The following is a 23,893-nucleotide window of genomic DNA, read 5'->3' on the forward strand; positions in this document are numbered from 1 at the left end:
ACGGCAGGGTCACGGAATGGCTTATTCCCGCCTTGGGCAGTCTCGTACCGCTTCTCGGTTCAACATTCGGACTGCGAAGCCGAGTTCGAGTGTGCGGCCGGTCAAGACACCGTCCGCTCGCAGGGGCCGGGGGGCTCTGCGGTCCGTCTCCCGAAAGGAAGCACATGCCTCAGGACGTCCGGTTCGACCTCCCCTTCGACACCCCGGTCAGCGAGCATCTGGAGTACGCCCGTGCGCGCCATCTGCGCTGGGTGTGGGAGATGCGCCTGGTCCGCAGCCGGGACGGGTTCGAGGAATACAAGTCCTGGGATCTGCCCCAAGCCGCCGCCCGCACCTATCCGCACGCGTCGGCGGACGACCTGGTCGTCCTGATGAACTGGTTCTCGCTGGCCTTTCTCTTCGATGACCAGTTCGACGCCAGTCAGCCCGACCGCGCCGACCGCATAGCCGAGGTCGCACGGGAACTGATCGTCACTCCCCTGCGGCCGGCCGGCAGTCCCCCGCGAGTCGTCTGCCCGATCACTCTCGCCTGGGCCGAGGTGTGGAACCATCTCTCACATGGCATGTCCTTGACATGGCAGACCCGTTTCGCCGCCTCGTGGGGACGGTTCCTGGTCGCGCACTGCGAGGAGGTCGACCTGGCCGCCCGGGGCCTGGAGGGCACGCTGGCACTCGACGAGTACGCCGTGTTCCGGCGTCGTACGGTCGGCATCCACCACAGCATCGACGCGGGCGAGCGCAGCCGGGGCTTCGAGGTGCCGGCCCAGGCGATGGCGCATCCGGTGATGGAGCGGATGCGTGATCTGGCCGCCGACACCATCGGGTTCATGAACGACATCCACTCCCTCGAGCGGGAGAAGCGCCGCGGCGACGGCCACAATCTCGTCGCCGTGCTGCGCCGGGAGCGGGGCTGCTCCTGGCAGGAGGCCACCGACACGGTGTACCGGATGACGAAGGACTGCCTCGACGAGTACCTCGAACTCCAGGCGCGCGTCCCGCAGATGTGCGACGAGCTCCGGCTCGACGACGCGCAGCGGGAACGGGTGCGGATGGGTGTGGAGGCCATCCAGCACTGGATCAACGGCAACTACGAGTGGGCGCTCACCACCGGCCGCTACGCCGCGGCGAAGAAGGGCCCGGTGGCCACCGCCGAGCAGGCCGGGCGGGGCTCGGTGGACGACCTGCTGACCGTGTGACCACGTGCTGGTGCCCGGCCGGAGGGCCGGGCACCACCGCTACACGGCGAACTCGACCGGCAGGCTGTCCAGCCGGGACTCCCACGTGGAGGCGGTCGAGGTGAGCTCCTCCGGCGGTGCGGCCAGGCTCAGGCCCGGCAGACGGTGCAGCAGGACGTCCACGGCGATCGCGATGATGGACTGTCCGATGCTCTGCCCGGGGCACTCGTGCGGACCGGAACTGAACGCCAGGTGGGCCTGGTTGCCCTGCACCGAGACGCCGATGTCCGGCCGGATGTCCGGGTCGACATTGCCCGCCGCGAGGCCCAGCACCAGCAGGTCGCCCTCCTGGATCTGGTGGCCGCCGAGTTCCAGGTCGCCGGCCGCGAACCGGCCCGGCAGCACGGCCAGCGGCGGGCTGTTCCACATGACCTCCTCCACCACGGCGGAGATGTTCAGCTGCCCGCTGATCAGTCCGGAGAGCCGGGCGGTGTCGGTGAGGATCAACTGGAGGACCCGGGCCAGCAGATTGCTGGTGGTGGTGTGCGCTGCGATCAGCACGAGACGCAGATGGCTGACCACCTCCTCCTCGTCGAGCCCGGCCGCGTGCTCCAGCAGGGCGGTGGTGAGGTCGCCGCCGGGTTCGGACTTCTTGCGCTCGGCCAGGTCGCCGAGGATCACCATGATGCGTTCGTTGTGCGCGAGGGCGTCCTCACCGCCCTTGAGGACCTGCGCGCAGGACTCGACCAGGTCCCGGCCCTCCGCCTCGGGGAGCCCGAGGATACGGGAGAGGACGAGCATCGGCAGGTACTCGGCGTAGTCCTTCACCAGGTCGGCGTGCCCGGTGTCGGCGAACGCGTCGATCTGCTTGTTCGCGATGCGCGTCGCGTGACGCCGGATGCCCCGGACCGCGGCGGCCTGGAGTCCGTCGGTGACGGCGGCCCGCAGCCTGCGGTGCGGATCACCGTCCTGGGACACGCAGTCCGGCCGCCAGCCGAGCATCGGGATGAGCGGCGAGGTCTCCGCCACGCGCCCCTCCGCCCAGTCCCGCCAGATGCGCGCGTCCCGGCTGAACTGGCGGGGGTTGTCGAGCACCCGCCGGTTGTCGCGGTAGCCGAGGACCAGCCAGGCGGGCACATCGCCTTCGAGCAGGACGGGTGCGACCGAGCCGTGTTCTTTGCGCAGCCGCTCGTAGATGCCCACCGGGTCGGTCGCCGCCTCCGGCCCGTACAGCCGGGCCGGATCGGACCCGTGATGGGCGACGGGGCAGCCGCTCGGGACCTGAACGGCGTTTTCGGTCGAGTCGTTCATCGGGGCTCCAGGGCCACGGCCGAGCGTTCCTTCAGGTGGTGGATCAGGGCGACGAGGACGTCCCGGCTGGAGGCCCGGTCGCGGGCGTCGAAGGCGATGACCGGGGTGTGCTCGGGGATGTCCAGGGCGTCCCGGATCTCCTCGACCGGGTAGTTGTTGGAGTCGGGGAAGACGTTCAGGGCGACGACGAAGGGAACCTCCTGCCGCTCCATCTCCTCGATCGCCCGGAAACTGGACTCCAGTCGGCGGGTGTCCACCAGGACGATCGCGCCGAGCGCGCCCTTGAACAGCCCGTTCCACAGGAACCAGAAGCGCTCCTGACCCGGCGTGCCGAACAGGTACAGCACCAGGCTCTCGTTGATGCCGATCTTGCCGAAGTCCAGGCTGACGGTGGTCTGGGTCTTGTCGGCGACGCCGATGAGACGGTCGACGTCGGCAGTGGCCTGGGTGAGGGTCTCCTCGGTGGTGAGCGGCTTGATGTCGCTGACCGACCGGACCATCGTGGTCTTCCCGGTGCCGAACCCGCCGGCGATCATCACCTTCACCGAGCGGGCGTCACCGCCCGCCCGCCCTCCGGGTTGGTCAAAGCCTTTCAAGTCCACTGAGTACCTCCTCAAGGAGCGCGAGGTCGGGCCCGCGGCCGGCTTCGTGTGCCGGGATGGGGTTACGGGCTTCGACGCGACCTGCGACGAGCAGGTCCGACAGCAGCACTGCGAGAATGTTGAAGGGCAGCCCGAGGTGAGCGCCGAGTTCGGCGACCGACAGCGGATCGCGGCACCGGCGGAGAATCTCCTCGTGCTCGTGCTGCATGCCCGGTAACGGGGCGGCGCGGGCGACGACGAGCGTCGCCACGTCGAGACTCGACGCCGAACCGCCCGGTCCGCTGCGACCGCCGGTGAGGACGTAGTAGCGCTCGAGACCGGACGGGTCCGACGGCCTGCGGGGAGCACTCATCCAGAGTGCTCCTCCAGGCGCGGAGTGGTGCCGAGGAGCTCACCCATCCTGCGGGCCAGGTCTCTCATCTGGTGCCCGAGCAGGCCCTGGTCGAGGCCTTCCCTGGCAAGGACACCGAGGTACGTCTCCACACCGGCGCGGACCACGAAGAGGTGCCCGCCGTCGACTTCGATCATCGCGAGGCGCAGCTGCCCGGCGTACTTGGGGAACTGCTCGGCGACCGGCTGGGCGAGGGCCTGCAGGCCGGCCACCACGGCGGCGAAGCGGTCGACGTCGTCGGGGTCTTCGGCGCCGTAGGAGGTGATGGCCTTGCCGTCGCTGGAGGCCACGAGGGCGAAGCGGATCTCCTGGATGCTCTCGACGAGATCGCGGAGCGCCCAGCTCACATCTGTTCCTTGTTGCGTCATGAGGACTAGTCGCTCTCTTCGGTGCGGTGCGCGGTGGACTCGCGTCCGGCGGCGGTGTCGCGGTCGCCGTGCGCCAGGGACGCCTCTTCGGCGTCGCGTCCGGCGGTGGCGAAGGCGGCGAGACCGGAGAACGAGGCGTCCGGCGGAATGGCGGAGACGGTGCTCCGGTCCGTCCGCTCGGCCTCCCGGGGCTCGGCCGCCTCGTTCCGCTTGCTGCGGCGCCGGGGCAGTCCGCCGGGTGTGGTCTCCGCGGCCTCGGCCGGGGCGTCCGGTGCCGGTGCGGTGGCCCGCTCGCGGGCCGGGGCGGCCGTCGCGGTGCGGACCTCCGGTGTGGGCGCGGCCGGTGCGGCGGCTGCGGGCAGCGGGCTGAAGTACTTGTGCGGAACCACGACCACCACGGAGGTGCCGAGCCACGGGGAGTCCGCGAAGGTGACGCGGATGCCGTAGCGACGGGCGAGGGCTCCGACGACGCGCAGACCGATGTTCGCGTCCTCGGTGATGCCGCCGAGGCCCGCTCCGGGAGCGGTGCCCGCGAGGGCGTGCTCGGCTTCGCGCTTCTTCTCCTCGCTCAGGCCCTTGCCGGAGTCCTGGATCTCGATGCCGACGCCGTTGGGCACTTCCTTGCCGGAGATGAGCACTGGCTCGGTGGGCGGCGAGTAGCGGGCCGCGTTGTCGAGAAGGTGAGCGAAGATCAGCGTGAGGTGGTCCACGAGACCGCCGTCGACGCCGAGTTCGGGCAGGTGGCGGACCTGGATCCGGTGGAAATCCTTGATCCGGCCGATGCCGCCGCGCGCCACGCTGAGCAGCCGCTGCGGCTCCTGCCACTGCCGGCCGGGCCGGTCCGAGCCGCCGAGCACGCCGATGCTGGCGGCGAGACAGTCGGCGGGGCCGATCTCCTGGTCGAGCTCCATCAGGCCCCGGGCGACGGCCGGCAGCCTGCCGTGCTCGCCCTGCATCTCGTGCAGCCGGCCACGGAGTTTGCTGGTCAGCACGTGGATGCGGTTGCCGATGCTGATGACGGCCTGTTCGGCCGAGGTGGAGCGGTCGAACTCCGACTCGAGGCCGATCAGGGCGGTACGCAGCACCTTGCGCAGCTCGGCCTGGAGGTCGGAACTGACCTTGGCGCACTGGTTGACGGTCGGCAGGACGTCGTCGATGGCGTCACCGGAGCGCAGCGCCTCCATCGCGGAGGGCAGTTGCTCGTCGGCGAGCCGGGCGACCGCGGCGAGCTGGTGGGAGAGCTGTTCCTGCCAGACCTCGGCCTGGTCGGCGAGCTGGGCCTCGTAGGACGTGGCCTGCTCGGTCAGCCGTTCCTCGTAGGCCCGGGAGGTGTCGGAGAGCTGCGTCTCGTACGTGGCGCTCTGGTCGGCCAGGCGGCGCTCGTAGGTCGCGTTCTGCTCGGTGAGCTGGGACTCCAGGGTGGCGCGTTCGGCGGAGAACTTCCGTTCCAGGCCCGCCACGTGCTGCTGCCACTGCTGGTTGTGCTCGGCCTGCGTGGTGCGGAAGGAGTTCTCCGCCTTGTGCAGGTGTGCCCGGGTGCGCAGCAGCAGGCGTACGCACACGGCACTGGCCGCCGTCGCCGCGAGACCGGCGACGGCCGCGGTTATTCGCTCCGAGCTCATGAAGGTGGCGGCAACGGTCCCGCCTCCCAAGCTCAGCGGCATCAACCACCAGCTGTACCAGGCGACAGGGGCCCGCGCCGCCGGTGGCGGAGTGGCGAGTTCCATCTGCATCCTTCGAACAAACACGATCGAACAGGGGGGGGTGTGGATCGCACTCATGAGTACGCACCGCGAGTCGACCGGACGCGATCGCGTCAACTCGCAGCGCCGATCGGAACCTTATCGGGTTTAGAGCCGAAAGGATCAAACTCGTCACCCTGCGGACGTGAGGGTTCCGTCACGCTCTGACAGAAGGAAACAGGTCGACAAATGTCCATGCCAGCCTGCCCAGTTGACCCGTGAACGACCGCACGCGACCGTCGGGCGGGTCAGCGGGCGGTCTGGAAGGTGCGGCGGTATGCCTGCGGGGACACCCCGATCGCCGCGTGGAGATGCTGGCGCAGGGACGCGCCCGTCGCGAAGCCGACCCGGCCGGCGATCTGATCCACCGTGAGGTCGCTGGACTCCAGCAGGTGCTGGGCCCTGGCCACGCGCTGCTGGATGAGCCAGCGGCCGGGGCTGAGGCCCACCTCGTCGTGGAAGCGGCGGGCGAAGGTGCGCTGGCTCATCCGGGCGTGGCCGGCGAGGTCGGCCAGGGTGAGCGGTTCGCCGAGGCGCTCCAGGATCCAGGAGCGGGTGGCCGCGGTGCTCGCGGCGCCCTGTTCGGGGACGGGCTGTTCGATGTACTGGGCCTGACCGCCGTCCCGGAACGGGGGGACCACGCAGCGGCGGGCGACGGTGTTGGCCAGCCGGCTGCCGTGGTCCTTGCGGACCAGGTGCAGGCAGATGTCCACACCGGAGGCGGCTCCTGCGGAGGTGAGGAAGGGGTGGTCGTCGACGAACAGCACGTCCGGGTCGAGGTCGACGAGCGGGAACATCCGCCGGAACCGGTCGGCGACCTGCCAGTGGGTGGTCGCCCTGCGCCCGTCGAGGAGCCCGGCGGCGGCGAGGACGAAGGCGCCCGTGCAGATGGACACGATGCGGGTCCCCGGCCGGATGAGCGCGAGGGCGGCCAGGACGTCGCCCGGCACCCCGTCGGTGAGGTGGGCGGGCGCGACGGGCGCGATCACCACCGTGCCGGCCGTGGCCAGGACCTCGGGCCCGTGCTCCACGGTGACGCCGAAGTCCGCGTTGGTGCGCACCGGACCGCCGTCGACCGAGCAGGTCAGCACCTCGTACCGCCCGTCGGCCGCGCCGAGGATCCGGCTGGGGATGCCCAGCTCGAAGGGGTACACCCCGTCCAGGGCCAGGACCACCACTCGTTCGCGTCGCATGGCACGATCCTATCGAAGGTTGGCAATCTTGCCATTGGCGAGCGGTACGCGAACCGGCACGCTTGATCACCATGAGCACACAGAACACGATGCGAGCCATCAGCCAGAATGCCCTCGGCGGTCCCGAGGTCCTCGAGGAAGTCGAAGTCGAGCGCCCGGCACCCGGGCCGAACCAGGTGCTGGTCCGGGTGCGGGCCGCCGGGGTCAATCCGACCGACTGGAAGCACCGCGCGACCGGCGGCTTCCTGGGCGAGCCGCCCTTCGTCCTCGGCTGGGACGTCTCCGGGGCGGTGGAGGCGGTCGGCATCGGCGTCGTGGCCTTCGCGCCCGGCGACGAGGTCTTCGGCATGCTGCCGTATCCGTACGGGCACGGCTCGCACGCGGAGTACGTCATCGCTCCGGTCCGCGCCCTCACCCACAAGCCGGCCGGTATCGACCACGTCCAGGCGGGAGCGCTGCCGCTGGTCTCGCTCACCGCGTGGCAGGCGCTGGTCGAGCACGCGGACCTGCGGTCCGGGCAGCGGGTGCTGATCCACGCCGCCGCGGGCGGGGTCGGGCATGTGGCGGTGCAGATCGCCAAGGCGCGGGGCGCGTATGTGATCGGCACCGCGAGCGCGGGCAAGCACGAGTTCCTGCGCGGGATCGGCGTGGACGAGACGGTGGACTACCGGGAGACGGACTTCACCGAGGCCGTGAAGGACGTCGACGTCGTCCTGGACACGATCGGCGGCGACAACGCCCTGCGCTCACTGCGGGTCCTGCGCCCCGGCGGCGTCGTGGTCTCGATCCTCCCGGGCGGCTCGGACGAGTTCTACGAGGAGGCCGAGCGGCTCGGGGTACGGGGGCTGCGCATGCTCGTGGACGCCGACCGCGGTGGCATGGAGGCGATCGCGGAACTCGCCGGGACGGGCAAGCTGCGCGCCACGATCGCCGACACCTTCCCGCTGTCCGCCGCCGCGCAGGCGCACGCCTCGGGCGACACGGGCCGGACGACGGGGAAGCTGGTGCTGGTGAACGACTGAGCGGTGCGGCCGGGCGGTCTGTTTCTGGTCTGCCCGGCCCGGCGCTGTCCGGGATCACCAGGGCCGTAGCAGCGTACGACGGCCGACGCACAGGACGGCGGCGCGGGGCCGGCCCCGGCTCCGGGACCCACCCCGCGCCGTGCCGCCGATCGACAACCGGCCGGCGGGGCCTCCGGGCCGACCGCCCAGCGCAGCCGAAGCGTCAGAACGTCAGCACCGGCTTGATGGTCTTGCCCGACTTCATGTCCTGGACCGCCCGGTCGATGTCCCCGAAGGGATACGCGCTGATCAGGCGGTGCAGTGGCAGGCGCCCCTCCTTCACCAGGCGGACCAGCGCGGGGATCATCGTCTGGGTCTCGCTGTCTCCGAGGGTGAGACCGACGATCCGCTTGCCGCCGAGCAGGCCGTTGACGTCCAGGGCGACCTCGGTGCCGAAGGGCGGGGCGCCGACCACGACCAGGGTGCCGCGGGCGGCGAGCGCGTCGACGCCCTGGCGCAGGACGCCGACGTTGCCCGTGGTCTCCACGACACCGTCCGCACCCTGGCCGCCCGTGATGCCGGCGAGGGCCTCGGCGAGGTCTTCTCGGCTCGTGTCGACCGTGTGCGTGGCGCCCAGCTCCGTGGCCAGGGAGAGGCGTTCGGCGACGCGGTCGACGGCGACGATCCTGGTGGCCGGGGTGAGGGCCGCCGCCATCACGGCCGACAGGCCGACCGCTCCGGCGCCCAGGACGACGACCGTACTGCCCGTGTCCGGCTTCAGCACGTTCCAGACGGCTCCGACGCCCGTCTGCACACCGCAGCCCAGCGGGGCGATCGACTCCAGCGGCACCTCCGGGTCGACCTTGACCAGGCTGCGCTCGTCGGCCAGGGCCCGCTCGGCGAAGGAGGACTGGCCGAAGAAGTGGCCGCCCAGGGCCGCGCCGTCCCGGCTGATGGTGTTCGAGCCGTCGGCGCGGCTGCCGCCGAGCAGGTTCAGCGGCAGCCAGGTCGCGCAGTACGCGGGGTGCCCGCCGCGGCAGTTGCGGCAGTCGCCGCAGGAGGTGAAGGAGAGCAGGACGTGGTCGCCGGGCGCCACACCGGTGACGGCGGGGCCGACGGCCTCGACGACGCCCGCGCCCTCGTGGCCGAGGACCCCGGGCAGCGGGAAGGGCAGTCCGCCGCTCGCCACCCCGAGGTCGGTGTGGCACAGGCCGGTGGCGACCATGCGGACCAGCGCTTCGCGCGGGCCGGGTTCGTCGAGGACGACGTCGGAGAGGGTGAAGGGCGCGCCGCCGGACTCGACGACCGCGGCACGGGTGGTGGTGGGCATCGCAATGGCTCCTTGACGGTGTCTCAGTCGAGCGAGACGACGACGGACTTGACCTTGGTGTAACCGGCGAGGGCCTCGGGCCCGTACTCACGGCCGTAGCCGGAGTCCTTCACACCGCCGAAGGGCACGGCGGGGTCGAGCATCGCCCAGTCGTTGATCCAGACGATCCCGGCCTGCAGCCGGTCGGCGACCCGGTGGGCCCGGGCGAGGTGGCTGGTCTGGACGCCCGAGGCCAGGCCGTAGGGCGTGGAGTTGGCGAGGGCGACGGCCTCGTCCTCGTCGTCGAAGGGCTGCACGGTGAGGACCGGGCCGAAGATCTCCTCCTGGATCACACGGGAGTCGTTCGACAGGTCGGCGATGACGGTGGGCTTGTAGTAGTAGCCGCCGTCGAGGTCGAGCCGCTCGCCGCCGCAGACGACGCGGGCGCCCTCCTTGCGGGCCAGGGCGACGTACTCCTCGACCTTCTTCAGGTGCTTCTCGGCCGCCATCGGGCCGATGACGGTGGCCGGGTCGCGCGGGTCGCCGATCGGCACGCCGGGGACGGCCTCGGCGAGGATGCCGAGCAGCGTCGGGTACACCGAGCGAGCCACCAGCAGGCGCGGGCCGCCCATGCAGAACTGGCCGGTGTTGAAGACGAAGCCCTTGATGACCGCGCCCACCGCCTTCTCCAGGTCGGCGTCCTCGAAGACGATGTGGGCGGCGTTCCCGCCCAGCTCCATGGTGACGGGCTTGAGCGCCTCGCCGGCGACGCTCGCCACATGCCGGCCGATCGCGGTGGAGCCGGTGAAGGCGACCTTGTCGACGCCGCGGTGGCGCAGCAGTGCTTCACCGGCCACGGGGCCGCTGCCGGTCACGACGTTGACCACGCCGTCCGGTACGCCCGCCTCCTGGAGGAGCCGGGCCATGTACAGGGCGCTGAGCGGGGTCTCGTCGGCGGGCTTGTGGACGACGGTGTTGCCGGCCGCGAGCGCGGGGGCGAGCTTGGAGCCGGCGAGGATCAGCGGGAAGTTGAACGGGGTGATCGCGGCGACCACCCCGAGCGGCTCGCGCCGGGTGTAGGCGAGGGCGTTCAGGGGGGTGTCGCGCAGGGCGCCGTCCTGGCTCTGGGCGAGGTTGGCGTAGTACTCGTAGTCGTTGGCCGCGTTCGTCACGTCGACCGCGCCGCACAGCGTGACCGGCTTGCCGACGTCGAGGCTCTCCAGGGCGGCCAGCTCGTCGGCGTTCTCGCGGATCAGCTGGGCGACGCGGTGCAGCACCCGGCCCCGCTCGCGGCCGCTCAGTCCGGACCAGGCGCCGTCGTCGTAGGCCTCGCGGGCTGCGCGTACGGCCGCGTCGACATCGGCGGGGCCCGCCTCCGCGACGGTGGTGACGACCGTGCCCCGGGACGGGTCGACCACCTCGGTACGCGCCCCGTCGGCGGCCTCGCGCCACCGGCCCCCGATGAACAGCTGCCCGGGTTCCCTCTCGAAGGTGGTCATCGCCGCTCCCCAGCGTCGTCGCCAAGTTTTCAACAAACAGGATTCCTGTTGGTTCGCAGTCTCTTTACAGACAGGTTTCCTGTCAATGCTCTAGCCTGCATCCATGCTCGACACACAGGTGACCAAGGCACCCCCTTCCCTGCTCTACATGGTCAAGCAGGTGGAGCTCGTCGTGCGCTCCCACCTGGACGAGCTGGTCAGGCCCTCCGGGATCACCGCTCTTCAGTACACCGCGCTGACCGTCCTGGAGCGACACGACGGACTGTCGGCGGCCCAGCTGGCGCGCGACTCCTTCGTCACCGCGCAGTCCATCGCCGATCTCGTCCGCTCACTGGAGGGTCGTGGGCTGGTGCGCCGGGAGCGCAACCCCCGCAACCGCCGGGAGCTGCTGATCCTGCTCACGGACGACGCCCGGGCGCTGCTCGCCCGGCACGCCGGGCCGGTCCGGGAACTGGAGGAACGCATGGTGCGCGACCTCACGGCGCACCAGACCGAGCAGTTTCGCCAGGCCCTCACCAAGGCCTGGCACGCCCTGTCGTAGCCGGAGCGCACGCCTGGAATCGCGCCCGCGCTCACGCCCGCGCACTCCCCCGCGCGAACCTCGGCCAACTCGCCTGCAATTCAGAGACATATGTCAATCGAACATGCTCAAATTCACTCGTTGGAGGGTAACTTGCGGGGCGGGGAACGGTTTTGAGGACCGTGGCCCCTCCCCACGCACGGAGCAGGCTGGAGGCGATCTCGTCGTGCGGCAGGAACCTGCACCGCTCACCCGGCATCTGCGCGTCCGCCAGGAACGGGGACACACCGTGCTGGAGTTCCGCGGCGAGATCGACCTCGCCGCGGCCACGGAGATCGCCCCGCACCTGGACCGGGAGACGAACCGCCGCGCCGCCCGGGTCGTGATCGACCTCAGCCGGATCGAGTTCTTCGACTGCTCGGGCCTGCGGCTGCTGTACCGGGCCAGGAGCCGGGTCCTCGACCGGGACGGCTACCTGCTCCTCGTCTGCGCCCACCCCCTGACCCTGCGGGTGCTGCGCATCACCGGCCTGTCCCGGCTGCTGCCGCCGCAGCCGACGCTGGACGCCGCCCTGGAACAGCCGGAGGCCACGTCCGGCTCGGTGTGACGCCCCGCGTGCGCCCTTTCGTGCTTCCTCCGAAGTCGTCCCACCCTCAACCGGCCGGTCTGGCAAGGGATGTGGCGGGCATCCGGAACAGTAAGGAAGGAGGGCCGTCGCATGACGACTCCCGTCAAGCGCCTCCCCAGGCGCATGCCCGGCTGGGCCAAGGTGGTGGCCGCGCTCGTGCTGGTGCTCGTCGTGTTCTTCGCCGGGATCCGGCTCAGCGTGATCCCGGGCCTGAAGGACCTGTTCGGCACCGACACCCATGACCGGTCCGGCCCCGCGCTGCTGAAGTCCATCCAGGACATCAGCCGCTACGACGCCGCCTCCGGCAACTTCCAGGTCGTCGTGGACCTGGAGAAGGACGCCAGGTTCCTGCCCGACGCGATCCGCGGCACCCGCACCCTGTACGTCGGCGCGGGCACTGTGGACGCCTACGTCGACCTGGGCAAGGTCGGCGAGAACGACGTGAAGGTCAACGGCGACCGTACGTCCGCCACGCTCCGGCTGCCCCACGCGCAACTCGGCAAGCCGGCCCTCGACCCCGACCGCTCCTACGCCGTCTCCAAGCAGCGCGGCCTCTTCGACCGCCTCGGCGACCTCTTCTCGGACAACCCGAACGGTGAACAGGCCGTGCAGAAACTCGCGGTACGGCACATCGGAGACGCGGCGAAGGAGAGCGAGCTGACCGCACGCGCCGAGAAGAACGCCACCGGCATGCTCGAAGGCCTGCTGCGTTCCCTCGGCTTCAAGGAGGTGCGCGTGTCGTACGGGAACTGATCAGCCGCCGAGCTCCCGTGGACAGGGCGGAGTGCCCCGGCGGAACGCGGGCAACAGTGGCTGGGAACGATCCCCCGCGGCATCGTCGGCACGCCCGTGGGTAACCGCCCTGTCACACAGGGAAGTTGAAGACTGGAGGAGCGTATGGCCAGTGCCGCCTCACGTCCCCGTACCGCCGGATCCGGGAGCGAGCGACGTCCACTCCCGCTGCCCGTCCGGCTGCTGGCGATGCTGTGCGCCTTCACGTTCATGGTCGCCTTCGCCGTGGTGCTGGCACGGCTGACCCTGCAGCCCTCGCCCGCCTCCGAGGCCCTGACCCACACCAACCTCCAGCCCGGCGACTCCCTGAAGGCCTATCTGGACCAGCCGGAACTGCGGGACGCCGTGCGCCAGATCGGCGGCAACATCCTGCTCGGCGTCCCCTTCGGCATCCTCGTGCCCGTCGTCGCGCCGCGCACGCGCGGCATTCTGCGCGTCCTGCTGATGACCGCGATCGTGATGCTGCTCGTGGAATTCGCCCAGGGCGCCCTGGTCACCGGCCGCGCCTTCGACATCGACGACGTCATCCTCAACACGACGGGCGCGCTGATCGGCTATCTGCTCCTGGGCCGCCGCATGAGCCGGGCGGTCCACGCACGCAGGCCCCGGCGCGGCCGGGCGGCCAAGAAGCCGACGGCCGGAAAGGCCTAGTGCAGGGTCCAGGTGTACTTGTCTCCGCCCACCCAGCGGACCACGTCCGGATCGTCCATGTCGTGGACCGTGATGCCGAACGCGGCAGCGGCCGTCAGTACGTCGGTGGCGGCCTTCGCCTCCCCGACCACCTGGCCGTCGATCTCCACGATCCGGAACGGCGGTGTGCCCGGCTGCACCCCGAGCACCATGATCCGCGGGTGGGATATGTACGGGCTCGCGCTTTCGGTCATGCATCGAGAGTAGAGCGCAACCGGCGTCGGCGCGGGGTTCAAGCCCGTCGTGCGGTCCGCCGGGGCCTGGGGAACCCTTGAGGTGGAGGTGGCGATGGATCCCGTCGAGGCACTGGACCGGATCGCCTTCCTGCTGGAGCGGTCCCTGGCACCGACGTACCGCGTGCGCGCCTTCCGTACGGCGGCACGGGTATTGAAGGAGCTGGGCGACGACGAGGTGCGCCGGCGGGCGGCGGACGGTTCGCTGGAGTCGCTCAAGGGCGTCGGGCCGAAGACCGCGCAGGTGGTGCGGGAGGCGCTGGCCGGACAGGAGCCCGGCTATCTGCGCAAGCTGGAGGGCGAGGCCGCGGAGCGGCCCCCCGTGCGGGGCGGCGAGCGGCTGCGGGAGCTGCTGCGCGGCGACTGCCATCTGCATTCCGACTGGTCGGACGGCGGCAGCCCGATCGAGGAGATGGGCCGGGCCGCGGCGGCGCTGGGCCACGAGTGGGCGGCGCTGACCGACCACTCGCCGCGGCTGACGGTGGCCCGTGGCCTCACGGCCGAGCGGCTGCGGGAGCAGTTGGACGTGGTGGCGGAGCTGAACGAGACCTGGGCGCCGTTCCGGCTGCTGACCGGCATCGAGTGCGACATCCTCGAGGACGGCTCCCTCGACCAGGAGCCGGAGCTGCTGGACCGGCTCGACGTCGTGGTGGTGTCGGTGCACTCCAAGCTGCGGATGGACGCCCGGTCGATGACCCGGCGGATGGTGGCCGCCGTACGTGATCCGCACTCCGACGTGCTCGGGCACTGCACGGGGCGGCTGGTGACGGGGCGGGGGCGGCCCGAGTCGGAGTTCGACGCGGACGCGGTGTTCGCGGCGTGCGCGGAGACCGGCACGGCCCTGGAGATCAACAGCAGGCCGGAGCGGCTCGACCCGCCGCGGCGGCTGCTGCGCCGGGCGGTGGACGCGGGGGTGCTGTTCTCCGTGGACACCGACGCGCACGCGCCGGGACAGCTGGACTGGCAGATCAACGGGTGCGCCCGGGCGGAGGAATGCGGGGTGCCGCCGGAGCGTGTGGTGACGACGTGGTCCCTCGAAGAACTGCTGGCCTGGACCCGCGAGCGGCGGGTGCCGTCCGGCGTGGCGGGCGGTTGAGGTGGTACCCGGGCGAACCAAAGAGGAAGGGACCACACCTATGGACAGCGCCGAACGGGCGGCCGTGTTCGACGTCGACGGCACGCTGGTCGACACCAACCACCTGCACGTCGTGGCGTGGTGGGAGGCCTTCCGGCAGGCAGGCCACCAGGTGCCGATGCACGCCGTTCACCGGGCCGTGGGCCTGCCCTCCACCGATCTCGTCGCCCACCTGCTGGGAGACAGTCGCGACAAGGAGCAGGACGCCGGCATCAGCGCCGCCCACAAGGCGCTGTACGGGCAGTACTTCGACCGGCTGCCCGCGCTGCCGGGGGCCGGGCCGCTGCTGCGCCGGCTGCACCGGGAGGGCTGGGCGGTGGTGCTGGCCACCTCGGCGGGCGGCGCCGAGCTGAGCGCGCTGCGCCGGGCCATCGACGCGGACGACGCCATCACCGCCACCGCTAGCGCCGACGACGTCGACGAGGGCAAGCCGGCACCCGAGCCGGTCGAGCACGCGCTGGAGCTGGCCGGGGTGCCGGCTCAGCGGGCGGTCTTCGTCGGCGACACCGTGTGGGACATGCTCGCGGGCAGCCGGGCCGGGGTGCGCTGTGTGGGCGTGCTGTGCGGCGGCATCCCGCGCGCCGACCTGGAGAAGTCCGGCGCGGACGCGGTCTACGCCGACCCCGCGCACCTGCTGTCCTCCCTGCGCGGCAGCCCGCTGGCATGAGACCGGCATGAGGCGGCGTGCAACCGCCGGTGACGCGGATACTCGCAGCGCATGACGCGGGTGACGAGGGCGGTACGGCGGACGGCTCGGGCCTTCCGCCCTGGGCGGGACAGAAGCACGTCGGCCGATGAGGGGAAGGGAGGGAGCCGCGCGCTGGAGCAGGGGTCCCGCGGTGCCCGGTCGGTGGATGCCGTGCGGCGGGAGACACGGGCCGCCTGGGACGCCCTGCGAGCCGCCTGGAACGGGCCCGGGCGCGAACGCGATCTGGTCGTCCAGTCACTCAAGGCCGCCGCGGCGGCGGTGCTCGCCTGGCTGGTGGGCGGCGTCTGGATGGGAGACCCGCTGGCGCTGATGGCGCCGTGGACGGCACTGGTGCTGGTGCAGGCCACCGTCTACAGCTCGCTGGTGCAGGGCGCGCGGCAGTTCGGGGCGATCTGCGTCGGCACCGTCCTGGCCTCGGCCGCACAGGCGCTCACCGGCGACACGACGGGCGCGCTCGCCCTGTCCGTGCCGGTGCTGATGCTGCTCGCGAACTGGTCCCGCTTCGGCGACCAGGGCATCTACGCGGCGACCACCGCGCTGTTCACCCTCACCGCGGGCTCCGTGAGCGTGTCAAGCGTCGGGCACCGGGTGGGGCAGGCGGCACTCGGCGCGGTCATCGGCCTCGCGGTCAACGCGCTCGTCCTGCCGCCGGTCCATCTGCGGGACGTCCGGGAGAACCTGGCGGCCCTCGCCCGGGAGGCGGGCGATGTCCTGCGCACCGTCGCCGCCGACCTGAGCGAAGGCGAATGGGACGCGCAGACCGCCGCGGGCTGGCTCAGTGCGTCGTCCCGGCTGGAAAACCGGCTGGAGGCGCTGCGCTCGGCGCGGCGGTGGAGCCGGGAGAGCCTGCGCCTGACGTACGGCCCGCTGCGCGCCCTGCACCGCGTGCCGCACGGGGGTGCCCTGCCGCCGGTGGAGGAGGACGAGCGGTTCGCCCGGGTCACCGGGCACGTCACGGCGCTGACCCAGGCCCTGTCGGTGTCCGTTGACGACAATCGGACACCCGCCCCGCCCGGAGGGCCGGCCCTTTGCGCGTACGCGCGTCTGCTGGAACTGATCGGGGAGGCCTGCCACACAGAGGCCGACAGTCTGCTCGAGGGCAGTGTGCGGCCCCGTCCGGACGAGGAGACCGTGGAGGCGATGGGGGCACTGCACCAGGAGCTGCAGGAGAAACTGCGCCGGCACGCCGGGGAGGGGGCCGCGCACACGGCGGTCCTGGGCACGCTGCTGCTCCAGGCGGAGAACCTGTGGGCCGAGACCGTCCCGGACGACCGGGGGCCGTGACCCACCTCACCGGACGGGGCGTACGGGCAGGGAACACCCAGCGTTGGTTGCCCGTTGAACAAGTCGTGGGGACGCACCCACACCCTGAGCCGCCCCGGCCGTGATTCCCCCGTCCGGCCGGGGCTTCCTTCTGCCCTCGCGCGATGGGCCCGCCCACGTGCAATCCGCGCGGCCCCCGGGTACTCGGCCACCGCTCGCGGAACCACGCGGCCGAGAGGAGCGGAAGGTGAGCAGCACAACGGGCAAGAGGATCGTCGTCACGGGCGCGACCGGCAATGTGGGCACCAGCGTGGTGCGCCTCCTCTCCGAGGATCCGGAGGTCGCCTCCGTGCTGGGCCTGGCCCGGCGGATCCCCGATTGGTCGCCTCCGAAGACGGACTGGTCCGCGGTGGATCTGGCCTTCGCGGAGTCCGACCTCGTGGAGCGGTTCGCCGGCGCCGACGCGGTCGTCCATCTGGCCTGGGCGTTCCAGCCGACGCACGACCCCGCGAAGACCTGGCGCACCAATGTGCTCGGCAGCATGCGGGTGTTCGAGGCGGTGGCCGCGGCGGGGGTGCCTGCGCTGGTGCACGCCTCGTCGGTCGGCGCGTACTCGCCGGGTCCCAAGGACCGGACGGTGGACGAGTCGTGGCCGACGCACGGCTGGCCGGACGCCGCGTACTGCCGGGAGAAGGCCTATCTGGAGCGTGCGCTGGACACGTTCGAGCGCGATCACGCCGGGACGCGGGTGGTGCGGATGCGTCCCGCCTTCCTCTTCCGGCGGGAGTCCGCGAGTGAGCAGCGCCGTATCTTCGGCGGGCGTTTCCTGCCGGGTCCGTCGGCCCGTCCGGAGCTGCTGCCCTTCCTGCCCGACATCGCGGGGCTGCGGGTACAGGCGCTGCACACGGACGACGCGGCGCAGGCGTACCGGCTGGCGGTGCACTCCGAGGTACGCGGCGCGTTCAACCTCGCGGCCGAGCCGACGGTCGACGCGGAGCTCCTGGGCAGGATGTTCGGCGCCCGCCCGGTGCGGCTGCCGCGCACGGCGGCCCGTTCGGCGATCGCCGCCGCCTGGGGCCTGCGCCTGCTGCCCGCCTCACCGCATCTCTTCGACGCGGTGCTGCGGCTGCCCCTGATGGACTGCGCACGCGCGCGCAGGGAACTGGACTGGCGGCCGGAGCACACGGCGCCGGAGGTGCTGGAGCAGTTTCTCCAGGGACTCCAGCAGGGTGCGGGCGCGCCGACGGAACCCATGCAGGGACGCAAGGTGGGCTGAACCCGGGCACCCCAGGCCTCCCGCACTCTCCGCGCCCCGCACACGGCCGATGGCCGCAGCCGGCCCCCACGGTCAGCTGCGGCCATCGGCGCTCAGGGGTGGTCAGGGGTGGTCAGGGGTGGTCAGGGGTGGTCAGTCGGCGGGCTCGTCCGGCACCGGATGCTCGGGGTGCACCGTTCCCTGTCGCGGCGCCTCCCCCTGGCGGCCCGTCCCCGCCTCGTCCGTGTCGGGGACGTCATCGGCTGGCTGGTCGGCCTGGCCCCTTCCGTCCTTGTCGTCCTCGCCGGTACCCGTGAAGCGCGGGGCGACCTCCCACGGGTCCTCGCCGACGTCGGCCTGCTGGTCCGGCAGGTCCCGCGGGACGGGCTCACCGTTCTCGCCGGGTCCTTCGAGGCGGTGGTCGGTCACGGCGTACTCCCTTCGTGGTCCGGGCGCCACGCGAGTACCTCCGCCGTGACCTGCGAAACCTCAGCGCGGTGTCCGCTCCCGAAGTGCCGCGTGCCATGCGGGAGGCGGACTCTCCGGTGCCGGATCGGGACGCCGTCCGCCGCGGGCGAAGAAGTCGGCGAGCGGCAGGATCGCGGCGCCGACCGTGACCGCGTCGGGCCCGAGCCGGCCCAGCTCGACGGTCACTTTCCCGGCCGGGTGGCGCAGCGCGTAGGACATGGCATGGCGGCGTACGGCGGGCAGGAAGCGGGCGCCGAGGGCCAGGCCCGCCCAGCCGCCGATGAGGATGCGCTCGGGCTGGAAGAGGTTGATCAGGTCGGAGAGACCGGCGCCCAGATACTCGGCGGTCTCCTCCAGGACGGCCAGCGCGACCGGGTCGGCCTCGCCGTCCCCGGGCGGGTACGCGGCGGCGAGCATCGTGGTGAGCGCGGCCTCCTCGTCGGCGCCGTCCTGGACCCGGCCGCCCTCCTCCCGCCAGCGGGCGAGCAGTGACTCGGCGCCCGCGTAGGCCTCCAGGCAGCCGAGCGCCCCGCAGCGGCAGCGGCGGCCCCGGACCCGGACGGTCAGGTGCCCCCATTCGACGGCCCGGCCCTGCTCCACCTCGGGGGTGACAAGGCTCGCGCCGACACCGGAGCCGAAGAGGACCACCACGGCGTTGTCCGCGCCGCGTCCGGCGCCGAACCACATCTCGGCCTGGCCCAGCGTCTTGGCGCCGTTGTCGATGAAGTACGGGACGGTGTCCGGCAGCGGGGTTCCGGTGCGGAGCAGGGCCTCCAGCGGGACGGTGTCCCAGCCGATGGTCTGCCCGTGCACGAGCGCGCCGCGGTCGGGGGCGTGATCGACGATGCCGGGGACGCCGATGCCGACGCCGAGGAGCCGTTCGGGCGCGAGGTCGGCGGTGTCGAGCACCTCGGCGATGCCCTGGCGGATGTGGTCGACGATGACCTCGACCTCGTACCGCCGGCCGGCGAGCGGGCGCTCGACGCGGGCCAGCTCGGTGAGGGTGAGGTCGAACAGTTCGACACGGACCCGGGTCTCGCCGACGTCGACGCCGATCATGTGGCCGCTGCCGGGCGCGACGCGCAGCAGGGTGCGGGGGCGGCCGCCGTCGGAGTCGACGCTGCCGGCCTCCTCGACCAGCCCGTCGGCGACCAGATCGGCGACGACGTTGCTGACGGAGCCGGAGCTCAGTCCGGTCGCCGGGCCGAGTGCGAAGCGGCTGAGCGGGCCGTCGAAGTAGAGCCGTTGCAGCACGGCCGTGCGGTTGGCCCGCCTCAGATCGCGTACCGTGCGCCCGTTCCGCCCCGCCATGTGGCTCCCTCCGCCCCTTGCCCGACCTGCAACATACCGCCGGGGCGGGCTCGGCGCGACATTCCTCCACCCCTTATTTCACGGTGTGAGATTTCCCGTCGAGGAGTTCCTCGATCTCGTCCAGGGCCGCGACGAGTTCCGGGGCGACCGCGCTCTGCACCCAGCTGACCTGTTCCTCGCCGCTCTCGCGCGGAACCGTCTCGGTGAGCATGATCAGGTACAGATAGGCGCGGTACAGGGCGAGACGGAGGCGGGCCAGGGTGTCGAAGTCGGCCCGGCCGCCGGACTGCCGGTAGCCCGACAGGAACGCCTCGTCCTCCTTGATGTCCCCCAGCAGTGCCAGGGAGACGAATTCGGCGAGGGGGTCGCCCCAGAACATGCGCTCCCCGTCGATGAGGCCGCCGATGCGGGCGTCTCCGTCCGAGCGGTCGACGAGGATGTTGCCCCGCCACAGGTCGAAGTGCACGAGGCAGGGGACCGTGACCTCGTCGAGGGCGCCGTACGCGGAACGGGCGGTACGGGCCACCGCTTCGACCGGGCGGGGCAGCCGGGCCCCGTAGCGCCGGGCGTCGTCGAGGACGGCGTCGAACATCGTCGTGAACGCGGTCCGCCAGTCGGAGGCGAGCGGGCCGAGGGCGCCGGAGGGATAGCCGAAGCCGGGGCCCCTCACGCGGTGCAGCCGGGCCGTCCGGCGTCCCAGCTCCGTACGCAGCGCGGTCTGTTCCGCCGCTGTGAGGGAGTCGTCCCAGGAGTCGCCCGGGCAGGCCGTCATCAGCAGGAAGTCGTCGCCCAGGGAGACCAGCCGCGGCGCGGGGACACCGACGCGGGCGGCCGAGCGGTAGAACTCGGCCTCCGAGACGAGCAGTCGCCGCTCGTGGCGCAGACCCGGGGTGGCCGCCGCGGGCGGGATCTTCAGCACGTAGCGGGTGCCGTCGGTGAGGCGGAGTTCCTCGACGGTGTTGTACGTGCCGCCCGTCAGCGGGCGGAGGTGGGCGAGGCGGCCGGGGTCCAGGCCCGCCACCTCCAGGATGCGCCGGGCCCGTTCCCAGGAGTCCACCACCGTGCGCCCACCCCTCCCCTACGGCTTCGGTCAGCCGGCCGCGTACACGTCCTCGACGTAACGCCCGTCCGCGACCAGCCCGTCGAGCCACTGCTCGGCGGCCGTCTCGTCCGCACCCGGCGTGTGCTTGCGGTACAGCGTACGGAACGCGTCCCGCACGCCGGGCGCCATCCGCGAACCGTCGCCGCAGACGTACACCCGCGCTCCGGCGGCCAGCAGGGCCCAGACCTCCCCGGCCTCGGCGGCGATGCGGTGCTGCACGAACCGCACCTCGCCCTCGGGGGTCTCGCTGAAGGCGGGGCGCAGCGAGACGGCCCCTGCGGCGTCGGCGGCGCCCAGCTCGTCGGCGTGCATGAAGTCCGCGTCGGGCGCGTCACAGCCGAAGTAGCAGACGGCCGGGGCGAGTTCGGCGCCCGTCGCGAGGGCGGCCGTGCGGTCGGCGATGGCGCCGCGGAACGGGGCGAGGCCGGTGCCCGCCGCGACCATGACGACCGGTGCGGATCCTTCGGTGGCGTCGATACGGAAGGCCTCCCGGCACGGCTGCACGCGCGCATAGACCGTGTCGCCGGGCTCCACCGTGTTGAGGTGGCCGGATCCGGTGCCGCGGTAGACGCCCTTGCCGGAGCGGGCGGGTGCCTGCAGCAGCGACACCATCAGGTCCACGTGGCCGGGGTCGACGGCGGGCGACGAGGAGATGGAGTAGTGCCGGGGGCGCAGCGGGGTGAGGAGGTCGAGGAGCCGCGGCCAGTCCAGGGCGCCTCGCAGGGCCGGGTGGTCCTCGAGGATCTCCACGAGGGTGCGCGGGTCGTCGGTGAGGGCCTCCAGGGCCGTGCGCTCCGGCGGGCACGGGTTGGCTTCGGCGAGCGCGGCCAGCTGCCCGGCGCTCGGGCGCTCCTGGAGCTCCACGTGGTGGGTGAGGAGCTGCCGTACCGTCACGGGCCGGTCGACGGCGATGCCGTCGCGGCGCGGGCGGGTGGCGCGGATGTCCAGGACCGTGTCGAGGTCGAGGCCGAGCGCGGTGGCGGTGCGGGTGACGAGGTCCGGGTCGTTGGCGGGCAGCACGGTGAGGTGGTCGGCCGTGCGGTAGGTGACGCCGTCCGGGAGGGCGACGCGGAGGAACCGCTTGCGGCGCGCGTAGCCGGGCGCGGTGAGGTCGTAGGCCTCGGTGACCCGCATGGGGACAAGTTCATGCCGTTCGGCGAGGGCGTCGAGCGGGCCGCCGGTCAGGGTGCGGACCTCGTAGGCGGCCGTGGGCTCGGGGCCCGGGGCCGTGGCGTCCGGGTCGCCGTACTGCCGCAGGAGGGCGGTGCGCAGGGCCGCCGTGAAATCCCGGACGGTGCCGGTGAGGTCGCCGGAGGCGTCGGCGGCGGCGCGGTCGAGGAGCCGGGTGGCGCCGGACTCCGCGAGCCGCTCGTCGATCCGGGTGGGGACGTGCTGGTAGGTGGCGGCCCAGTTGCGGTCGCCGACACCGAGGACGGCGTACGTCACCCCGGACAGGTCGTGGTCCTCTTCGAGGCGGGCGGCGAAGGCGGTGGCGTCGTCGGTGGGGCGGCCGTTGTAGGAGGCAGCGGCGATGACGACGGGCCGGTCGGTGGGCAGGCCGCCGGCGTAGGCGTCCAGGGACGCCACCTGGGTCTCGCAGCCGACGGCCGCGGCCTCGTCGGCGAGCTGGGCGGCGAAGTCGCGGCAGGTGCCGTAGTTGCTGCCGTGCAGGAAGAGGGCGGCGGTGCCGGGGCGGACGCGGGCGGGCAGGTCCTGCGGCTCGGCCGAGCCGGTGTCCTGGGGCGGGGCGGCGCCGGGCAGCGGCGTGTGGACCCGGTCGGCGGCGGTGCGCGGGGTGAGCGCGAGGGTGAAGCCCTCGGGCTTGAGGGTGAGGGTCTCCTTGATGTCCAGCCGGTAGTCGGCGTGGTCGCCCAGCCGGTAGCGGTGGACGAGCATGGCCAGCAGCATGGTCGCCTCGTGCAGCGCGAACTGGCGTCCGATGCAGGCGCGCTCACCGGTGCCGAACGGCTTGAAGGCGTGCACCGGGCGCTTGGCCTCCGCCTCGGCCGTGAAGCGGGAGGGGTCGAACAGCTCGGGGTTGTCGCCCCAGACGGGCTGGCGGTGCAGCATCGGCGTGAGGACCAGGGCGGACTGTCCGGCGCGCATCGGGATGCGGCCTCCGAGGAGTGTGTCCTCACGGGCCTCGCGGGAGAACACGGCGGCCGTGGGCCACAGCCGGAGCGCCTCGTTGAGGACCTGGCGGGTGTAGGTCAGCCGGCCGATCTCGTCGTACGCCGGCTCGACGTCCGCCGCGTCGCCCCACAGCGCGTCGACCTCGCGCTGCACCAGCTGGAGCGCGGTCGGGTGCTTGGCGAGGTAGTACAGCGCGAAGGACATGGCGCCGGAGGTGGTCTCATGCCCGGCGATGAGGAAGGTGATGACCTGGTTGCGGATGTTGGCCGTGTCCAGGGTGGTGCCGTCGGCCGGGTGCTCGGCGGTGAGCATCAGGCCGAGGAGGTCGCCGGCCTGGCTCTGGTCGGTGCCGGTGCGGGCGGCGATGACCTCGTCGACGACCTGGGCGAGGTAGGCGGAGTCGTCGCGGAAGGCCGCGTCCTGCGCCGAGTAGTCCTGCCCCGGGACGCGGGCGAGACGGGTCATGCTCCATTCCAGGCAGCGGACCATCGACTCGACGAAGGGGTGCGGCTCGGCCCGCTCGAACGAACCGAAGTCGTATCCGAAGCCGGCGAGTCCGATGGTGTCGAGCGTCATGCGGGTCATGTCGCCGGGCACGTCGACGGGCTTCCCGGCACCGGCGTCGCGGTCCCAGGACGCGATTAGCCGCTGGGCGACCCGCAGCATCACGGGGTGGTACGTCCGCATCGAGCCGAGCGCGAAGGCGGGCATGAGGATGTCGTGCGCCTTGGCCCAGTTGGGCTCGTCGTTGTAGGCGGTGAACAGGCCGTCGGCGGCGAACTCGCGGACGTTCTCCAGACCGGGCCCGATGTGCTTGGCGAAGCGCTGCTCGTCCGCGAGGTCGGCGACCAGGTCCAGGTCACCCACGAACAGGGTGTCCCGCCCGTAGAGCCGCCGGACGAAGGCGGCCCCGTGCTCACGCATCAGGTCCATGGCCTGCTGGATGGGCGCGGGGCCGGGGCCGGTGGCGGTGATGTCGGCGACGGGGAGGTCGGCGCGGGTGTCTGCGGGGCGGGAGGTCTGTCCGGTGGGGGGCATGACGCGGCAACTGCCTTTCGCGGTA

At 72.3% G+C, this 23,893-nt stretch carries 23 protein-coding genes; 10 read left to right on the forward strand and 13 right to left on the reverse strand.

What is annotated here, in order from left to right:
• Nucleotides 1-164: 164 nt before the first annotated feature.
• Entirely contained in the window at nt 165-1,196 is a 1,032-nt protein-coding gene (locus ACWIF2_RS02760; protein WP_454358213.1) for a 7-epi-alpha-eudesmol synthase, read from the forward strand.
• A 39-nt stretch (nt 1,197-1,235) separates the two neighbouring features.
• Here the strand turns inward: ACWIF2_RS02760 and ACWIF2_RS02765 are convergent, their stop codons facing one another.
• From ACWIF2_RS02765 to ACWIF2_RS02790, 6 genes are all read right to left on the reverse strand, one after another.
• Nucleotides 1,236-2,486 carry a cytochrome P450 gene (locus ACWIF2_RS02765; RefSeq protein ID WP_454358214.1) on the reverse strand — a complete coding sequence of 417 codons (1,251 nt, stop codon included), beginning with the start codon at nt 2,484-2,486 and terminating at the stop codon, nt 1,236-1,238.
• Nucleotides 2,483-3,088 (reverse strand): GTP-binding protein, encoded by a 606-nt coding sequence (locus ACWIF2_RS02770; protein WP_454358215.1) that lies wholly within the window; start codon nt 3,086-3,088, stop codon nt 2,483-2,485. Before ACWIF2_RS02770 ends, ACWIF2_RS02765 begins: the two co-directional genes overlap by 4 nt.
• Complete coding sequence (locus ACWIF2_RS02775; protein ID WP_193481280.1) at nt 3,069-3,440, reverse strand: DUF742 domain-containing protein; 372 nt, start codon at nt 3,438-3,440, stop codon at nt 3,069-3,071. Before ACWIF2_RS02775 ends, ACWIF2_RS02770 begins: the two co-directional genes overlap by 20 nt.
• On the reverse strand, nt 3,437-3,847 hold the full coding sequence (locus ACWIF2_RS02780) for a roadblock/LC7 domain-containing protein (RefSeq protein WP_003994857.1): 411 nt from the start codon (nt 3,845-3,847) through the stop codon (nt 3,437-3,439). Before ACWIF2_RS02780 ends, ACWIF2_RS02775 begins: the two co-directional genes overlap by 4 nt.
• Before the next feature lie 5 nt (nt 3,848-3,852).
• Nucleotides 3,853-5,574 carry a sensor histidine kinase gene (locus ACWIF2_RS02785; RefSeq protein WP_454358216.1) on the reverse strand — a complete coding sequence of 574 codons (1,722 nt, stop codon included), beginning with the start codon at nt 5,572-5,574 and terminating at the stop codon, nt 3,853-3,855.
• Between the two features lie 263 nt (nt 5,575-5,837).
• Nucleotides 5,838-6,782, reverse strand: coding sequence for a GlxA family transcriptional regulator (locus ACWIF2_RS02790; RefSeq protein ID WP_454358217.1), 945 nt, complete (start codon nt 6,780-6,782; stop codon nt 5,838-5,840).
• A gap of 71 nt (nt 6,783-6,853) precedes the next feature.
• Between ACWIF2_RS02790 and ACWIF2_RS02795 the strand changes: the two genes are divergently transcribed.
• The gene (locus tag ACWIF2_RS02795; protein WP_454358218.1) at nt 6,854-7,804 is read left to right on the forward strand and encodes an NADP-dependent oxidoreductase; all 951 of its coding nucleotides are present in this window, start codon (nt 6,854-6,856) and stop codon (nt 7,802-7,804) included.
• Nucleotides 7,805-8,006: 202 nt separating this feature from the next.
• Here ACWIF2_RS02795 and ACWIF2_RS02800 read toward each other — a convergent pair whose 3' ends face one another.
• Nucleotides 8,007-9,113, reverse strand: coding sequence for an NAD(P)-dependent alcohol dehydrogenase (locus ACWIF2_RS02800; RefSeq protein ID WP_454358219.1), 1,107 nt, complete (start codon nt 9,111-9,113; stop codon nt 8,007-8,009).
• A gap of 23 nt (nt 9,114-9,136) precedes the next feature.
• Nucleotides 9,137-10,591 carry an aldehyde dehydrogenase family protein gene (locus ACWIF2_RS02805; protein WP_454358220.1) on the reverse strand — a complete coding sequence of 485 codons (1,455 nt, stop codon included), beginning with the start codon at nt 10,589-10,591 and terminating at the stop codon, nt 9,137-9,139.
• Nucleotides 10,592-10,694: 103 nt separating this feature from the next.
• Here ACWIF2_RS02805 and ACWIF2_RS02810 point away from each other — a divergent pair, with 103 nt between their 5' ends.
• The 4 genes from ACWIF2_RS02810 (at nt 10,695) to ACWIF2_RS02825 (ending at nt 13,182) form a co-directional block, all read left to right on the forward strand.
• Entirely contained in the window at nt 10,695-11,132 is a 438-nt protein-coding gene (locus ACWIF2_RS02810; RefSeq protein ID WP_454358221.1) for a MarR family winged helix-turn-helix transcriptional regulator, read from the forward strand.
• A 205-nt stretch (nt 11,133-11,337) separates the two neighbouring features.
• Nucleotides 11,338-11,718, forward strand: a complete 381-nt coding sequence (locus ACWIF2_RS02815; protein ID WP_382484874.1) for an anti-sigma factor antagonist — start codon at nt 11,338-11,340, stop codon at nt 11,716-11,718.
• 111 nt (nt 11,719-11,829) lie between these two features.
• Nucleotides 11,830-12,492 carry a DUF4230 domain-containing protein gene (locus ACWIF2_RS02820; protein ID WP_454358222.1) on the forward strand — a complete coding sequence of 221 codons (663 nt, stop codon included), beginning with the start codon at nt 11,830-11,832 and terminating at the stop codon, nt 12,490-12,492.
• Nucleotides 12,493-12,636: 144 nt separating this feature from the next.
• Complete coding sequence (locus tag ACWIF2_RS02825; protein ID WP_454358224.1) at nt 12,637-13,182, forward strand: VanZ family protein; 546 nt, start codon at nt 12,637-12,639, stop codon at nt 13,180-13,182.
• On the opposite strand, the gene ACWIF2_RS02830 is transcribed toward ACWIF2_RS02825, so the two are convergent.
• The gene (locus ACWIF2_RS02830) at nt 13,179-13,415 is read right to left on the reverse strand and encodes a hypothetical protein (RefSeq protein WP_193481290.1); all 237 of its coding nucleotides are present in this window, start codon (nt 13,413-13,415) and stop codon (nt 13,179-13,181) included. The two genes, ACWIF2_RS02825 and ACWIF2_RS02830, sit on opposite strands and share 4 nt — an antisense overlap.
• A 94-nt stretch (nt 13,416-13,509) precedes the next feature.
• On the opposite strand from ACWIF2_RS02830, the gene ACWIF2_RS02835 reads away from it, so the two are divergent.
• From ACWIF2_RS02835 to ACWIF2_RS02850, 4 genes are all read left to right on the forward strand, one after another.
• Nucleotides 13,510-14,550: a PHP domain-containing protein gene (locus tag ACWIF2_RS02835; RefSeq protein ID WP_454358225.1), complete on the forward strand. Its 1,041-nt coding sequence runs from the start codon at nt 13,510-13,512 to the stop codon at nt 14,548-14,550.
• Between the two features lie 40 nt (nt 14,551-14,590).
• Entirely contained in the window at nt 14,591-15,256 is a 666-nt protein-coding gene (locus tag ACWIF2_RS02840) for an HAD family hydrolase (protein ID WP_454358226.1), read from the forward strand.
• 183 nt (nt 15,257-15,439) lie between these two features.
• Complete coding sequence (locus tag ACWIF2_RS02845) at nt 15,440-16,582, forward strand: FUSC family protein (RefSeq protein ID WP_454358227.1); 1,143 nt, start codon at nt 15,440-15,442, stop codon at nt 16,580-16,582.
• 226 nt (nt 16,583-16,808) lie between these two features.
• Nucleotides 16,809-17,837 carry an SDR family oxidoreductase gene (locus ACWIF2_RS02850; protein WP_454358228.1) on the forward strand — a complete coding sequence of 343 codons (1,029 nt, stop codon included), beginning with the start codon at nt 16,809-16,811 and terminating at the stop codon, nt 17,835-17,837.
• Nucleotides 17,838-17,969: 132 nt separating this feature from the next.
• On the opposite strand, the gene ACWIF2_RS02855 is transcribed toward ACWIF2_RS02850, so the two are convergent.
• The 4 genes from ACWIF2_RS02855 to ACWIF2_RS02870 all read right to left on the reverse strand — a co-directional run bounded on the left by ACWIF2_RS02855 (nt 17,970) and on the right by ACWIF2_RS02870 (nt 23,868).
• On the reverse strand, nt 17,970-18,245 hold the full coding sequence (locus tag ACWIF2_RS02855; RefSeq protein WP_454358229.1) for a hypothetical protein: 276 nt from the start codon (nt 18,243-18,245) through the stop codon (nt 17,970-17,972).
• A 60-nt stretch (nt 18,246-18,305) separates the two neighbouring features.
• Nucleotides 18,306-19,595 (reverse strand): ROK family protein, encoded by a 1,290-nt coding sequence (locus tag ACWIF2_RS02860; RefSeq protein ID WP_454358230.1) that lies wholly within the window; start codon nt 19,593-19,595, stop codon nt 18,306-18,308.
• A gap of 73 nt (nt 19,596-19,668) precedes the next feature.
• A complete protein-coding gene (locus tag ACWIF2_RS02865) occupies nt 19,669-20,655 on the reverse strand; it encodes a phosphotransferase family protein (protein ID WP_454358231.1) in 987 nt (328 codons plus the stop codon).
• Between the two features lie 30 nt (nt 20,656-20,685).
• On the reverse strand, nt 20,686-23,868 hold the full coding sequence (locus ACWIF2_RS02870) for a bifunctional cytochrome P450/NADPH--P450 reductase (RefSeq protein WP_454358232.1): 3,183 nt from the start codon (nt 23,866-23,868) through the stop codon (nt 20,686-20,688).
• Nucleotides 23,869-23,893 lie beyond the last annotated feature (25 nt).

The organism is Streptomyces sp. NPDC055506 (assembly GCF_053643595.1).

Coding starts and splice junctions, on each gene's coding strand:
- ACWIF2_RS02760 (WP_454358213.1), top strand. CDS start 165: ATGCCTCAGGACGTCCGGTTCGACCTCCCCTTCGACACCCCGGTCAGC.
- ACWIF2_RS02765 (WP_454358214.1), bottom strand. CDS start 2,486: ATGAACGACTCGACCGAAAACGCCGTTCAGGTCCCGAGCGGCTGCCCC.
- ACWIF2_RS02775 (WP_193481280.1), bottom strand. CDS start 3,440: ATGAGTGCTCCCCGCAGGCCGTCGGACCCGTCCGGTCTCGAGCGCTAC.
- ACWIF2_RS02780 (WP_003994857.1), bottom strand. CDS start 3,847: ATGACGCAACAAGGAACAGATGTGAGCTGGGCGCTCCGCGATCTCGTC.
- ACWIF2_RS02785 (WP_454358216.1), bottom strand. CDS start 5,574: ATGGAACTCGCCACTCCGCCACCGGCGGCGCGGGCCCCTGTCGCCTGG.
- ACWIF2_RS02790 (WP_454358217.1), bottom strand. CDS start 6,782: ATGCGACGCGAACGAGTGGTGGTCCTGGCCCTGGACGGGGTGTACCCC.
- ACWIF2_RS02795 (WP_454358218.1), top strand. CDS start 6,854: ATGAGCACACAGAACACGATGCGAGCCATCAGCCAGAATGCCCTCGGC.
- ACWIF2_RS02800 (WP_454358219.1), bottom strand. CDS start 9,113: ATGCCCACCACCACCCGTGCCGCGGTCGTCGAGTCCGGCGGCGCGCCC.
- ACWIF2_RS02805 (WP_454358220.1), bottom strand. CDS start 10,591: ATGACCACCTTCGAGAGGGAACCCGGGCAGCTGTTCATCGGGGGCCGG.
- ACWIF2_RS02810 (WP_454358221.1), top strand. CDS start 10,695: ATGCTCGACACACAGGTGACCAAGGCACCCCCTTCCCTGCTCTACATG.
- ACWIF2_RS02820 (WP_454358222.1), top strand. CDS start 11,830: ATGACGACTCCCGTCAAGCGCCTCCCCAGGCGCATGCCCGGCTGGGCC.
- ACWIF2_RS02825 (WP_454358224.1), top strand. CDS start 12,637: ATGGCCAGTGCCGCCTCACGTCCCCGTACCGCCGGATCCGGGAGCGAG.
- ACWIF2_RS02830 (WP_193481290.1), bottom strand. CDS start 13,415: ATGACCGAAAGCGCGAGCCCGTACATATCCCACCCGCGGATCATGGTG.
- ACWIF2_RS02835 (WP_454358225.1), top strand. CDS start 13,510: ATGGATCCCGTCGAGGCACTGGACCGGATCGCCTTCCTGCTGGAGCGG.
- ACWIF2_RS02840 (WP_454358226.1), top strand. CDS start 14,591: ATGGACAGCGCCGAACGGGCGGCCGTGTTCGACGTCGACGGCACGCTG.
- ACWIF2_RS02860 (WP_454358230.1), bottom strand. CDS start 19,595: ATGGCGGGGCGGAACGGGCGCACGGTACGCGATCTGAGGCGGGCCAAC.
- ACWIF2_RS02870 (WP_454358232.1), bottom strand. CDS start 23,868: ATGCCCCCCACCGGACAGACCTCCCGCCCCGCAGACACCCGCGCCGAC.